The sequence below is a fragment of the Fusobacterium massiliense genome, from assembly GCF_900095705.1.
Classification (GTDB): Bacteria; Fusobacteriota; Fusobacteriia; order Fusobacteriales; family Fusobacteriaceae; genus Fusobacterium; species Fusobacterium massiliense.
The window spans coordinates 522,712-536,917 of the sequence record NZ_LT608327.1 but is presented as its reverse complement, the minus strand read 5'-3'; the positions used below and the strand labels follow the sequence as shown (position 1 = coordinate 536,917).

11 protein-coding genes are annotated in these 14,206 nt (G+C 26.4%); 9 read left to right on the top strand and 2 right to left on the bottom strand.

Annotated features, from left to right (window positions below):
- Window positions 1-164: 164 nt before the first annotated feature.
- Both BQ2505_RS06880 and BQ2505_RS06875 read right to left on the bottom strand, forming a co-directional pair.
- Window positions 165-617 (bottom strand): tRNA (cytidine(34)-2'-O)-methyltransferase, encoded by a 453-nt coding sequence (locus BQ2505_RS06880; protein WP_074017026.1) that lies wholly within the window; start codon window positions 615-617, stop codon window positions 165-167.
- Between the two features lie 96 nt (window positions 618-713).
- Entirely contained in the window at window positions 714-1,334 is a 621-nt protein-coding gene (locus BQ2505_RS06875) for a histidine phosphatase family protein (RefSeq protein WP_074017025.1), read from the bottom strand.
- A 121-nt stretch (window positions 1,335-1,455) separates the two neighbouring features.
- Here BQ2505_RS06875 and kdsB point away from each other — a divergent pair, with 121 nt between their 5' ends.
- The 9 genes from kdsB (at window position 1,456) to BQ2505_RS06830 (ending at window position 14,194) form a co-directional block, all read left to right on the top strand.
- Window positions 1,456-2,196 (top strand): 3-deoxy-manno-octulosonate cytidylyltransferase, encoded by a 741-nt coding sequence (gene kdsB, locus BQ2505_RS06870; RefSeq protein WP_074017024.1) that lies wholly within the window; start codon window positions 1,456-1,458, stop codon window positions 2,194-2,196.
- A gap of 24 nt (window positions 2,197-2,220) precedes the next feature.
- Window positions 2,221-3,768, top strand: coding sequence for a SpoIID/LytB domain-containing protein (locus tag BQ2505_RS06865; RefSeq protein WP_074017023.1), 1,548 nt, complete (start codon window positions 2,221-2,223; stop codon window positions 3,766-3,768).
- A gap of 11 nt (window positions 3,769-3,779) precedes the next feature.
- The gene (locus BQ2505_RS06860) at window positions 3,780-4,526 is read left to right on the top strand and encodes a DNA alkylation repair protein (RefSeq protein ID WP_074017022.1); all 747 of its coding nucleotides are present in this window, start codon (window positions 3,780-3,782) and stop codon (window positions 4,524-4,526) included.
- Between the two features lie 3 nt (window positions 4,527-4,529).
- Window positions 4,530-7,364: an excinuclease ABC subunit UvrA gene (gene uvrA / locus BQ2505_RS06855; RefSeq protein ID WP_074017021.1), complete on the top strand. Its 2,835-nt coding sequence runs from the start codon at window positions 4,530-4,532 to the stop codon at window positions 7,362-7,364.
- Between the two features lie 250 nt (window positions 7,365-7,614).
- Window positions 7,615-8,964 carry a CoA-disulfide reductase gene (locus tag BQ2505_RS06850; protein ID WP_074017020.1) on the top strand — a complete coding sequence of 450 codons (1,350 nt, stop codon included), beginning with the start codon at window positions 7,615-7,617 and terminating at the stop codon, window positions 8,962-8,964.
- A gap of 106 nt (window positions 8,965-9,070) precedes the next feature.
- Entirely contained in the window at window positions 9,071-9,931 is an 861-nt protein-coding gene (gene rapZ, locus BQ2505_RS06845) for an RNase adapter RapZ (RefSeq protein ID WP_074017019.1), read from the top strand.
- Window positions 9,918-11,684 carry an excinuclease ABC subunit UvrC gene (gene uvrC / locus BQ2505_RS06840; RefSeq protein WP_074017018.1) on the top strand — a complete coding sequence of 589 codons (1,767 nt, stop codon included), beginning with the start codon at window positions 9,918-9,920 and terminating at the stop codon, window positions 11,682-11,684. The genes rapZ and uvrC overlap by 14 nt, the downstream gene beginning before the upstream one ends.
- A gap of 64 nt (window positions 11,685-11,748) precedes the next feature.
- Window positions 11,749-13,272, top strand: a complete 1,524-nt coding sequence (locus BQ2505_RS06835) for a PP2C family protein-serine/threonine phosphatase (protein ID WP_074017017.1) — start codon at window positions 11,749-11,751, stop codon at window positions 13,270-13,272.
- Window positions 13,273-13,291: 19 nt separating this feature from the next.
- Window positions 13,292-14,194, top strand: coding sequence for a DUF1385 domain-containing protein (locus BQ2505_RS06830; RefSeq protein ID WP_074017016.1), 903 nt, complete (start codon window positions 13,292-13,294; stop codon window positions 14,192-14,194).
- The last annotated feature ends 12 nt before the right edge of the window (window positions 14,195-14,206 follow it).

Here is a 14,206-nt window from a genome sequence, read left to right as displayed (position 1 = left end):
TATAGAATAAATAAAGTCTCTTGACAGCCGTATGAGTTCTACGAGCTCAATAAACACAGACTCTTCGAACTAATACGGACGTCAGAGACTAATTTTTAATGTTTATTTATATATTTTTCTATAGAATAAAAAACTTGATTTAAGCCCTAATATAGTTATAGATTTTAAAATTCAAATCCTAATTGTCTATATGCTTCATATAATATAATAGCAGATGAATTAGAAAGATTAAGAGATCTTCCCATAGGTATCATGGGAATAGTAATACATCTTTCAGGATTTTTGTTTAAAATTTCTTCTGGAATACCTCTTGATTCTGGACCAAACATAATAAAATCATTTTTTTCGTATTTGACATCAGAATATTTTTGTTTAGTTTTTGTCGTTGCATAAAATAATCTAATATTTGGGTTAGCTTCTAAAAATTCTTCAAATGATCCCCAAATTTTTAAATCTACTAAATGCCAGTAATCCATACCAGCTCTTTTTACTTGTTTTTCATCTAGAGAAAAACCTAAGGGTTTAATTAAATGAAGAGTTGTATTAGTAAGAACACAACTTCTTCCTATATTTCCAGTGTTATATGGAATTTCAGGTTGATATAAAACAATATTCATGATTAAGTCAGATATTAAAATATATACACGATAAATTTTTATAAGTTTAAAGAGTATATAAATTTAGTATCAGCTAAACCTCCTTTTTTATTTTATTTATAAATTTTCCAAATGACTTGTATTTGAAAAATCAGTTATTTTAAAATTTTTACCGTCATAGTTAACAATAGTATAACTTGTGTTTTTAGGTATATCTTCCTCACTCAAAGTTTCAATACCTTCACCTTTTATATAATGTAATAAAGTTTTTAAAGCTGCACCATGACTTACAACTAAAATTCTTTTATAATTCTTATTTAATTCAACAAATTTTTCTAATCCTTTTCTTAATCTTTCACTTAGTTCAATAAAACTTTCTCCATTGTAAGGAGTTGGATCGTAGTGAGCTTGGTCAAAAAAGAAGTCTTTTAATTGTTGAGGATGTAATTTTTTAAATTCATCATGTTGCATTCCTTCCATTTTACCCATTGAAATTTCTTTAAAATCTTCAAAAATTTCAACTTCTTGTGCTCTATTTCCTTTTATATAATTAGCAGTATCGTAAGCTCTTTTTAAAGGACTAGAATAAAATTTATCAAATTCGATATTTTCTAATTTTTTACCTAAAAGTTTAGCCTGTTCTATTCCAAGTTCTGTTAATGGAGAATCAGAAAAACCTTGAAATCTTTTTTCTGTATTCCAAATTGTTTGACCATGTCTAACAAAATAAATTTCCATATATTGAACACCTCCTTATATTTTGTTATAATAAAATATTAATAGTATTATTTTATTTTTTATTTTACATTATACAAGATTTTGATTGATATGTAAAATAAGTTTAAAATGGAGGTAAAATATGAAATTTTTAGGAGTAATTCCAGCTAGATATTCTTCAACTAGACTTGAAGGGAAACCTTTAAAAGATATATGTGGGCATACTATGATTGAATGGGTGTATAAAAGAGCTAAAAAATCAAAACTTGATCAACTTGTAGTTGCAACAGATGATGAAAGAATTTTTAATGAAGTTATAAGATTTGGTGGTCAAGCTATAATGACGGATAAAAATCATGAAAATGGAACAGCAAGAATAGCAGAAGTTTGTCAAAAAATGTCAGATTTTAATGTAGTGATTAATATTCAAGGAGATGAACCTCTTATAAAACATGAAATGATAGATTCTTTGATAGATAGCTTTAACAAGGATAACAGCTTAGTTATGGCTACTTTAAAACATAAAATAGAGAATAAAGACGAAATTGAAAATCCAAATAATGTAAAAGTTGTATGTGATAAAAATGATTTTGCAATATATTTTTCAAGGTCTGTAATACCTTATCCAAGAAAAGAAGAAAAAGCTAATTATTATAAGCATATTGGTATATATGGATATAAAAGAAGTTTTGTAATTGAGTACTCACAAATGAAAAGCACTCCTTTAGAGGAAACAGAGTCTTTAGAACAACTTAGAGTTTTAGAAAATGGGTATAAGATAAAAGTTTTAGAAACTCCTCATGGACTTATAGGAGTAGACACTATTGAAGATTTACAAGCAGCAATAAAATATATAGAAGAAAATAAAATAAAAATAGATTAATAAATGTAATGGAAAGGGAAAAAAATGAAAAAGAAACTAGGATTAGTATTAGTATCAGCATTACTTTTGATATCTTGTTCAAATGGAAATGTAAAAGTTTATAGTGGAAAAAATGTAAAAGGAAATGATATAAAGGAAATAAAAATAAATGAAAATAGAAAAGTTAGAGAAAAAATAAAGTTAAAAAATTCGGCCTTTAAAGAATTAAAATTACCTATACCTCAAAATACTTTTGGGAGTGAAATTCCATATTTAGTTCCTATAAATGATAATAAACAAGAAGATTTTGATGTGTTTGAAGAATATAATGAAGCTAAAGCTTTAAAATATTTTAAAAATCTAAATTTAAGAGGTCATGGAGATAATTCTGCATATTGGAGATGGAAAACAAGAATTGGTAAAAGAGAATTATTTAGTAAAATCCCAGATAGACTAATAAGTATGTATAAAAATAATCCTAAGAATGTAATGACTTTAGTAGGAGATGAGTGGAAACAAGTTCCTTTAAAAAATATAGGAAATGTAAAAGATATTATAGTGGCTGCAAGAGGAGAATCAGGAATAATTACACATTTTTTAGTAGTAACAGACCAAAATAAATTTTTGATTGCAAAAGAATTTAATGTAAGAAAATTGTTATCTACAAATACTGCACTTTATGGGGCAAAGGGAACAGAAGGGGAATATTCAGCTAAACCAATAGTTCCTAATGTAGTATCATTACCTTCAGCATATTTAGCTTTGGAATTTGATGGAGATTACATAAATATTTATGGTGGAGGCTATGGTCATGGAGTTGGAATGTCTCAATATGCAGCTTCAACATTAGTAAAAGATGGATTAGATTACAAAAAAATATTAAGTAGATATTATTATAATGCAAAATTAGGAGAAGTTGCTGATATATTAGGAGACAAAAAACAAATAAAAGTCGGAATAACAAGTGCTGGTAGTTTAGAACATAGCAGACTAACTTTATTTTCAGATAGAAAACTAAGAATTTATAATGATGATTTTGATATAACTGTTGGAGAAAATGAAAAAGTTGAAGTGAAAAGTATATCTGGAATTGTAAATTTAGTTTTAGAAAATGGAAAAGTTATGACAACAAGTAAACCTTTAAATTTTGCTACTGAGGGAGAATATACAACTATAAGTCCTATAAAAAAAGGACATACAATAAGTCCTAAATACAGAGGAATTTTGACATTGAGTCCAAATGGTCAAAATTTAAGAGTAATAAATACTTTAGATATAGAAAAATATTTATTACAAGTAGTTCCTAGTGAAATGCCTAGAAGCTTTGGAGTAGAAGCTTTAAAAGTTCAAGCTGTTGCAGCTCGTACTTATGCTGTTAGTGATATATTGAAAGGAAAATATTCAAAAGATGGTTTTCATATAAAAGATACAGTAGAAAGTCAAGTTTATAACAATCAAGTAGAAAATGATGATGCAACAAAAGCTATAAAAGAAACAGAAGATGAAATATTAACTTATGATGGACAACCTATTGATGCAAAATATTTTTCTACATCTTCTGGATTTACAAGTCATGCTCATAATGTATGGTAATAGAGGAAAGAATGGATATCGAAAATATAAAAATTGAAACAGAGAGAGATTATGAAAATTTTTTAAATTTTCTTGGAACACTTAAAGATACAAAGTATAGGGAGTTTAACTTGAAAATTGTAGTTCCAACAACTACAGATATAATAGGAATAAGAAGTCAAGTTTTGAGAAAAATTTCAAAAGTGATAACTAAAAATTCAGCAGAGAATTTTTTGAAAATTTTTGAAAAATTATTTTCTGAAAATAAAATAGAATATTATGAAGAAAAAGCTATTTATACTTTAGTTTTAGGTTCATATAAAGAAGAATTTGAAGAAAAATTAAAGAAGATAAATTTTTATATTTCTATTATTGATAATTGGGCAATTTGTGATTTAGCTCCTTCAAGTTTTAAATTTATAGCTAACAATAAAGAAGAATTTTATAAATATTTGTGTACGAAAATAAATTCAGAAAATATGTGGGAACAAAGATTTGTTTTAGTAATGTTACTTGATTTTTATATTGATAATGAGAACATAGATAAAATTTTTAAGATTTGTGAAGACATAAAAAGCGAAGAGTATTATGTAAAAATGGCTAAAGCATGGCTTTTATCAATGTGTTTTATAAAATTTAAAAAAGAAACATACAAGTTTTTGAAAAAAACAAATTTAGATAAATGGACTATTAATAAAACTATTCAAAAAATTAGAGAATCATTGAGGGTTAGTAAAGAAGATAAAGAGAAAGTTTTAAATTTTAAAAGAAAGGATTAAGGAATGATAGATAAAATTACTATAAAGGGAGCAAGGCAACATAATTTGAAAAATATAGATATAGAATTGCCCAAAAACGAATTTATTGTAATAACTGGAGTAAGTGGAAGTGGAAAATCTTCATTAGCTTTTGATACCATCTATTCTGAAGGTCAGAGAAGGTATGTTGAAAGTTTATCAGCATATGCAAGACAATTTATTGGTCAAATGAATAAACCTGAAGTTGATAGTATAGAAGGTCTATCTCCAGCAATTTCAATAGAACAAAAGACTACAAATAGAAATCCTCGTTCAACAGTTGGGACAATAACGGAAGTTTATGATTATTTGAGACTTTTATTTGCTCACATAGGTACTGCTCACTGTCCAATTTGTCATACTGCTGTAGACAAACAAAGTATTGATGAAATAGTTGAAAGCATTTTATCAAAATTTGAAGAAGGAAGTAAAATTATATTACTTGCACCAGTTGTAAAAGATAAAAAGGGAGTACATAAAAATATATTTTTAAATTTATTTAAAAAAGGTTTTGTTAGAGCTAGAGTAAATGGAGAAATTCTATATTTAGAAGATGAAATCACTTTAGACAAAAATAAAAAACATAATATAGAGGCTGTTGTAGATAGATTAGTTTTGAAAAAAAATGATAAAGACTTTGAAAGTAGACTTAGTCAATCCATAGAAACTGCTGTTGAATTATCTAATGGAAAATTAGTTGTAAACGATGGTAAAGAAGATTTTTTATATAGTGAAAATTATTCTTGTCCTAATCATGAAGAAGTAAGTATACCGGAATTAAATCCAAGACTATTTTCATTTAATGCACCTTATGGAGCTTGTTCAGAGTGTAAAGGTCTAGGTAAAAAATTAGAAGTTGATGAAAATAAACTAATTGAAAATATTGAATTATCTATTGAAGAAGGTGGAATATATATTCCAGGAGCTATGGCTAGAAAGGGATACAGTTGGGAAATATTTAAGGCTATGGCAAACGATGCAAAAATTGATCTTACAAAACCTGTGAAAAATTTAACTAAGAGAGAAAAAGACATAATATTTTATGGCTATGAAAAAAAGTTTAAATTTGACTACACAGGAGGAGAATTTGATTTTCATGGCTATAAAGATTATGAAGGAGCAATAAAAAATCTTGAAAGAAGATACTATGAAAGTTTTTCAGAGGCTCAAAAAGAAGAAATAGAAAATAAGTATATGGTAGAAAAACTTTGTAAAGTTTGTGGTGGGAAAAGGTTAAAAGGGGAAGTTTTAGCTGTAACTATTAATCAAAAAAATATAATGGAAATTTGTGATATGAGTATAAAAAATTCATTATCTTTCTTTATGAATTTAAACTTAACTGAAAAGCAAGAAAAAATTGCTAAAGAAATTCTAAAAGAAATTAGAGAAAGACTAACTTTTATGACTAATGTAGGTTTAGATTATTTAACACTTTCAAGAGAAACTAAAACCTTATCAGGTGGGGAATCACAAAGAATACGTCTTGCAACTCAAATAGGTTCAGGTCTTACAGGGGTACTTTATGTTTTAGATGAACCAAGTATAGGCTTACATCAAAAAGATAATGATAAATTATTAGCAACACTTAATAGATTAAAAGAATTAGGAAATACATTAATAGTTGTTGAGCACGATGAAGATACTATGATACAAGCTGATAAGATTTTAGATATAGGTCCGGGAGCTGGAACTTTTGGTGGATATGTTGTGGCTTTTGGAACACCAAAAGAAATTATGAAAGATAAAAATTCTGTTACTGGTAAATTTTTAAGTGGAAAAGAAAAAATAGAAATCCCAAAAACTAGAAGAGAATGGACTAAATCTATAAAACTTTATGGTGCTAAAGGAAATAATTTAAAAAATATTGATGTAGAATTTCCTTTAGAAGTTATGACTGTTGTAACTGGAGTAAGTGGAAGTGGTAAATCTTCATTAGTCAATTCAACTCTATATCCAATTTTGTTTAATGAACTGAATAAAGGAAAGCTATATCCTTTAGAATACAAAAAAATAGAGGGACTTGAGCAAGTAGAAAAAGTTATAAATATAGATCAAACTCCAATAGGTAGAACACCAAGATCAAATCCTGCAACATATACAAAACTTTTTGATGATATAAGAGACATATTTGCTGAAACTCAAGATGCAAAGATGCACGGCTTTCAAAAAGGAAGATTTTCTTTTAATGTAAAAGGTGGAAGATGTGAGGCTTGTCAGGGAGCAGGAATACTAAAAATAGAAATGAATTTTTTACCAGATGTTTATGTTGAGTGTGAAGTATGTAAGGGTAAAAGATATAATAAAGAAACTTTAGATGTTTATTATAAAGGAAAAAATATTTACGATGTATTAGAAATGAGTGTGCTTGAAGCCTATGAATTTTTTAAAAATATTCCTTCACTAGAAAGAAAATTAAAAGTTTTAATAGATGTAGGTTTAGACTATATAAAATTGGGGCAACCTGCAACAACTTTATCTGGTGGAGAAGCACAAAGAATTAAACTTGCAACAGAGCTTTCAAAGATGAGCAAAGGAAACACTATTTATATTTTAGATGAGCCAACAACAGGTTTACATTTTCAAGATATTAAAAAATTATTAGAGGTATTAAATCGACTTTTAGAAAAAGGAAATACAGTAATAATTATTGAACACAATCTAGATGTTATAAAAACTGCTGACTATATAATTGATATAGGAATTGATGGTGGGGAAAATGGAGGAACAGTTGTTGCAAGAGGAACACCTGAAGAAATTGCAAAGTCTAAAAAAAGTTATACTGGAAAGTATATTGCAAAAATTTTAAAAAAATCAAAATAATGAGCTTAAAAATTTCATTTTACCTGTGATAAGAAAACTTTACAAAACAAATAATAAATAGTATAATTTAAAAATTAGATTATACTATTTTTTTACTCTATAGGAAAGTATAAATTTAAATAATAAAAGTTAGTCTCTGGCGTCCGTATTAGTTCGAAGAGCCTATGTTTATTGAGCTCGTAGAACTCATACGGCTGTCAAGAGACTTTATTTAATATAAAACTAAAAAGTAGAGAGAAGGGAATTAATTATGAATAAAAGAATAATAATTATTGGTGGAGTTGCTGCCGGAATGAGTGCAGCATCAAAGGCAAAAAGATTAGATAAGAGTTTAGATATAACTGTCTATGAAATGACGGAAGATATTTCATGGGGAGCTTGTGGCTTACCTTATTATGTTGGAAATTTTTATGAAGATAGCTCAACAATGATAGCTAGAACTTATGAAGAATTTTTAAAAGAGGGAATAAATGTAAAATTAAAACATAAAGTTGAAAAAGTCGATTTTAAGAATAAAAAGCTTCTTGTAAAAGATTTAGTAAAAAATGAAGTTTTTGAAGATTTTTATGATGAACTTGTTATTACAACAGGAGCAAGAGCTACTAATCCAAAAAATATAAAAAACATTGAAGCTGATGGTGTTTATAATTTAAAATCTTTTCAAGATGGATTAATAGTAAAAAAAGAAATCATGAAAAAAGAAAATGAAAACATAATTATAATTGGAGCAGGATATATAGGAGTTGAAATTGCAGAAGCAGCTTCAAAATTAGGAAAAAATGTTAGAATTTTCCAACATTCAGATAGAATATTAAATAAAACTTTTGACAAAGAAATTACTGATATTTTAGAAAATCATATAAATGAACATAAAAAAGTATCATTACATCTAAACGAAAGCCCTTTAGAGATTATGACTTTTGAAAATAAAGTCATAGGAGTGAAGACTTCTAAGAAAGAATATGTTGCAAATTTAGTTATCGTTGCAACAGGAGTAAAACCTAACACAGATTTTTTAGAAAATACTGATATTAAATTGTTTGCTAATGGAGCAATAGAAATAGATAGATACGGAAGAACAAATATAGATAATGTATATTCAGCAGGAGATTGTGCAACTGTTTATCATACTGTATTAGACAAAAATGTATATATACCTTTAGCAACTACTGCAAATAAATTAGGAAGATTAATAGGAGAAAATATAACTGGAAATAATAAAAAGTTTATAGGCACATTAGGTTCAGCAGCAATAAAAGTATTAGAATTTGAAGCTGCAAGAACAGGTATAACAGAAGAAGAAGCTAAAGCAAATAATATTAATTATAAGACAGTTTTTGTTGAAGGAGTAGACCATGCTGATTACTATCCTGGACAAGAAGATGTTTATTTGAAACTGATATATCATGCAGAGACAAAAGTAATTTTAGGAGCTCAAATAGCGGGAAAAAGAGGAGCTGCTCTTAGAATGGATGCTCTTGCAGTAGTAATTCAAAATAAAATGACAATATCAGAATTAGCAAATATGGATTTCTTATATGCTCCTCCATTTGCAACAACTTGGGATATTATGAATGTAGCAGGAAATGTGGCTAAGTAAAATATAAGTTCTTAAAATATAAATATATAATCTAATAGGCCTATATATGAGCTAAAATTTAAATGACTAGAAGATTTTATAATTTTTTATTTCATGAGGTAAAAATATGAATAAACATATAATAATAGTAACTGGTTTAAGTGGGGCTGGAAAAACTACAGCATTAAATATTTTAGAAGATATGAATTTCTATACTATTGATAATCTACCATTGGGTTTTGAAAAATCTTTAATAAAAACCGATATAGAAAATCTAGCAGTTGGGATTGATATTAGAACTTTTAAAAAGACTGAAGATTTTTTTCAATTTATTAATTTTTTAAGAAATTCTTCAATAAAAACGAATATAATTTATCTTGAAGCACAAGAAGGAGTTATATTAGGAAGATATAATTTAAGTAGAAGAGCTCACCCTTTAAAAGAAAATACTCTTGTTGAAAGTATAAAAAAAGAAGAAGAAATTATTAAGCCTATCAGAGATATTGCTAACTTGGTAATAGATACAACAAGTATCAAAGCAATAGACTTAGAAAAAAGAATAAAAGAATTTATTAAAAGTAAAAAAGATTTTAATTTAAAAATAAGTATGAATATTCATATTCAATCTTTTGGTTATAAATATGGAATACCTTTAGATAGTGATTTAATGTTTGATGTAAGATTTATTCCTAACCCTTATTATATTAAAGAATTAAGAAGTAAGAGTGGACTTGATAAAGAAGTACAAGAATACGTATTTTCTCAAAAAGAAAGCAATGATTTTTATGATAAATTACTTCCTTTTTTGGATTTTTTAATTCCAAATTATATAAAAGAAGGGAAAAAACATTTAACTATTTCAATAGGTTGTAGTGGAGGTCAACATAGATCTGTAAGTTTTGTAAATAGATTGGCTCAGGATTTATCAAAATTAGAAAATGTAAATATTTATACAAGTCACAGGGAGAATGAATTTGGACATTGGTAAAATTAATATTCCGGAATCACCTGGAGTATATTTGATGAAAAAAAATAATAAAGTTATCTATGTTGGAAAGGCAAAAAATCTAAAAAATAGGGTAACTTCATATTTTAATAGAGTTCATGAAAATGAAAAGACTAATGAGCTTGTTAGAAATGTAGAAGATATAGAGTTTTTTTTAACTAATTCAGAATTAGATGCTTTATTGTTAGAAAATAATTTAATAAAAAAATATTCTCCAAAATATAATATTCTTTTAAAAGATGAAAAAACTTATCCTTTTATAAAAATTAGTAAAGAAGATTTTCCTAGTATAAAAATTGTGAGAACAACTAGGGCACTAGATTTAAAAAATGGAGAATATTTTGGACCCTACCCTTTTGGTGTATGGAAATTAAAAGAAACATTTATGAAACTTTTTAAAATAAGAGATTGTAATAGGGATATGAAAAAAATTTCTCCAAGACCTTGCTTGAAGTATTATATGAAAAGTTGTACAGGACCTTGTGTATATAAGGATATAAAAGAGGAATATAATAATGAGATTAATAATTTAAGAGAAGTCTTAAGAGGGAATACAAAAGAACTTATAAATAAATTAAATAAACTTATGCTAGATACGGCAGAACAAATGAACTTTGAAAAATCTATTGTATATAGAGAACAAATAAAAGAGCTAAAAAATATAGATAATTCACAAATTATTCAGTACGAAAGAGAACTAGACGAAGATATTTTTGTATTTAAAAAAATGTTAGATAAAGTATTTATTTGTGTTTTAAATATGAGAGATGGAAAAATCTTAGGAAAGATGTCGACTTCAATAGAATTGAAAGATAAGGTATACGATAATATTTATGAAGCAATATTTATGACATATTATTCAAAACATATGTTACCAAAAAGTTTAGTTTTAGATGAAAAATATGAAAGAGAATTAGAAAATGTTGTAAAAGCAATCTCTATTGAAAATAAGCAAAAAAAAGAATTTTATTTTCCAAAAATAAAAAGCAGAAGAAAAGATTTATTAGAAATGGCTTATAAAAATTTGGAAAGAGATATAGAGATTTTTTATTCTAAAAAAGAAACTATTGAAAAAGGAATAAAAGATTTACATGACATATTAGAATTAAGAAGATACCCTAGAAAAATAGAATGTTTTGATATTTCTAATATTCAAGGTAAAGATGCTGTTGCTTCTATGAGTGTTTCTATTGAGGGAAAAGCGGCAAAAAAGGAATATAGAAAATTTAAAATCAAATGTAAAGATACACCCGATGATTTTTCTATGATGAGAGAAGTAATAGAAAGAAGATATTCAAAACTTCCAGATAAAGATTTTCCTGATGTAATATTAATAGATGGTGGATTAGGACAAATAAATTCTGCTGGAGAAATTTTAGAAAGACTGGGAAAAATTCATTTAAGTGAACTTTTGAGTTTAGCAAAAAGGGATGAAGAAATATATAAATATGGAGAAAGTGTTCCGTATAGTTTAAGCAAGGATATGGAAGCGTTAAAAATATTTCAAAGGGTCAGAGATGAAGCACATAGATTCGGAATAACTTTTCATAGAAAACTTAGAAGCAAAAGAATTATTTCATCAGAGTTAGATAAAATAGAAGGTATTGGAGAAGTAAGAAGAACGGCTTTATTAAAAAGGTTTGGCTCTGTAAAGGGAATAAAAAATGCTACTTTTGAAGAATTGAAAGAAATCGTTCCAGAGAAAATAGCTGAGAACATAAAAAAAAGATTTTAAATTACTGGATTTATGATATAATGTAATGAAAAGTTTAAAAAGGTAATTTCATGGAGGACACAGTATGATTATCGCTTTTTATATGATTATAGCCTTTTTAATATATATATTTTTTACATATGTATATATAAAAAGAATGGTAAATCATTATACTAATGAAGAATTAAAAATCATATCTGGACTTAAAAATAAAGAAAGATTAGAAAAACTTCCGGATAACATCAAAACTGAGTATATAGAAACTTTAGAAAAAGTAATAAAACAAGAAAATGAACTAAATAACTCATTGAATGAATTAAAAGAGTATAGAAAAGAATTGGATACTACCTACAATACTTTAGTATCAAAAACATCTCAACTTGAATATACAAATAACATGCTCGAAAAAAGAGTTAAAAATTTATCAAGTTTGAATCACATATCAAAAATGGCTCTATCGATGTTTAATGTTGATAGAATAGTAGAAACAATAGCTGATGCCTTTTTTATTCTTACTACAACAACAAGAGTTGCAATTTGTTTGTGGGAAGATGGAAAGTTGATAACAAAAAAAGTAAAAGGTAATATAAGTCCTATTCATCCACTGGAATATTCAAAAGAATTATTAGAAAAGTTTACAAATTCTGATTACAATAAAATTTATTATGATGTTTCAAGAAAAATATTTATACTAAATGGAGAAAAAGTAATAATAGTTCCGTTAAAAGTAAAAGAAAAACACTTAGGGGTTATTTTCTTAATTCAAAATACGGATCAGATTTTAGATATAAATAATGAGATGATTTCAGCATTAGGAATACAGGCCTCAATTTCAATAGACAATGCATCAACTTATAAATATTTATTAGAAAAAGAAAGAATTTCTAAAGAGTTGGAACTAGCTTCCACAATTCAAAAACAAATTTTACCAAAAACTTTGAGAAAGATTGAAAATGTAGATATATCAACTTATTTTTCTCCGGCAAAAGAAATAGGGGGAGATTATTATGATTATTCTATAAGAAATAATAATTTATCTATTACTATTGCTGATGTTAGTGGGAAAGGGATACCAGCTGCTTTCTTAATGGCACTATCAAGATCAATGTTAAAAACTATAAATTATGTATCAAATATTGGACCATCTAAAGAATTAAATTTATTTAATAAAATTATATATAACGATATAACGGAAGATATGTTTATAACTATGATGAATGCAAAGTTTGATATGGAAACATCAATTATGACATATTCTAGTGCTGGACATAATCCTTTATTAGTTTATAAGAAGAATGAAGATAAAGTAGAATTATTAGGAACTAAGGGAGTAGCAATAGGATTTATAGATAATTATTTGTATAAAGAAAATAATGTTGAACTTACAAACGGAGATATTGTAGTTTTTTATACAGATGGTATAATAGAATGTGAAAATAGTAAAAGAGAATTATTTGGAATAGAAAGATTAAAAGAAATATTATATCGAGTTAAGGAGCTTTCTGCAGAAGAAATTAAAGATGTAATTTTATCAGAAATAGAAAGTTTCAGAAAAGATTATGAACAATCAGATGATATAACTTTTGTTATTTTAAAACTAATAAAATAACATAGAGAAGGAGTGATATATGAATAAACCATCAATAGGAGGACAAGCTGTTATAGAAGGAGTAATGATGAGGGGTAGTGAATTTTTAGCTACTGCTGTTAGAAGACCTTCAGGAGAGATAGTCTATAAAAAAACAAAATTAATAGGAAAAAATAATGAATTTTTGAAAAAGCCTTTTATAAGAGGAGTTTTGATGTTATTTGAATCTCTTGTAATAGGAGTCAAAGAATTAACATTCTCAGCAAACCAATCAGGAGAGGAAGAAGAAAAATTAAGTGATAAAGAAGCAGTTATGACAACTATTTTTTCTTTAGGATTAGGGATAGGAATATTTATAGTTTTACCTTCTGTATTAGGGAATTTTTTGTTTTCTGATAATAGAATGTATGCTAATTTGTTTGAAGCATTTTTAAGATTAATAATTTTTATAGGTTATATTTGGGCAATATCTTTTTCCAAAGAAGTAGGAAGAGTATTTGAATATCATGGAGCAGAACATAAATCAATTTATGCTTATGAAAATGATATGGAATTAACTCCAGAAAATGCAAAGAAATTTACAACATTACATCCAAGATGTGGAACAAGTTTCTTGTTTATAGTTATGTTTATTGCAATAATTGTATTTTCAGTAATAGATTTTTTATTACCTATACCAACAAGCATATTTGCAAAGTTCTTATCAAAAGTTGTATTGAGAGTTGTTCTTATGCCAGTGATAGCTAGTTTATCTTATGAATTACAAAAATATAGTAGTTGTCATTTAAATAATCCATTTATAAAATTAATCTCATTACCAGGTTTAGCTTTACAAAAAATTACAACTAGAGAACCAGATTTAAGTGAACTTGAAGTAGCTATAGTTGCTATAAAAGTTTCTCTTGGATATGAAGTGACAAATGCAAAGGAAGTTTTCGAATAAAATAAAAGGGAG

Excerpts from the sequence above, each read along its gene's own strand:
- BQ2505_RS06850 (WP_074017020.1), top strand. The coding sequence starts at position 7,615 with ATGAATAAAAGAATAATAATTATTGGTGGAGTTGCTGCCGGAATGAGT.
- BQ2505_RS06875 (WP_074017025.1), bottom strand. The coding sequence starts at position 1,334 with ATGGAAATTTATTTTGTTAGACATGGTCAAACAATTTGGAATACAGAA.
- BQ2505_RS06835 (WP_074017017.1), top strand. The coding sequence starts at position 11,749 with ATGATTATCGCTTTTTATATGATTATAGCCTTTTTAATATATATATTT.
- rapZ (WP_074017019.1), top strand. The coding sequence starts at position 9,071 with ATGAATAAACATATAATAATAGTAACTGGTTTAAGTGGGGCTGGAAAA.
- BQ2505_RS06830 (WP_074017016.1), top strand. The coding sequence starts at position 13,292 with ATGAATAAACCATCAATAGGAGGACAAGCTGTTATAGAAGGAGTAATG.
- uvrA (WP_074017021.1), top strand. The coding sequence starts at position 4,530 with ATGATAGATAAAATTACTATAAAGGGAGCAAGGCAACATAATTTGAAA.
- BQ2505_RS06865 (WP_074017023.1), top strand. The coding sequence starts at position 2,221 with ATGAAAAAGAAACTAGGATTAGTATTAGTATCAGCATTACTTTTGATA.
- kdsB (WP_074017024.1), top strand. The coding sequence starts at position 1,456 with ATGAAATTTTTAGGAGTAATTCCAGCTAGATATTCTTCAACTAGACTT.
- BQ2505_RS06880 (WP_074017026.1), bottom strand. The coding sequence starts at position 617 with ATGAATATTGTTTTATATCAACCTGAAATTCCATATAACACTGGAAAT.
- BQ2505_RS06860 (WP_074017022.1), top strand. The coding sequence starts at position 3,780 with ATGGATATCGAAAATATAAAAATTGAAACAGAGAGAGATTATGAAAAT.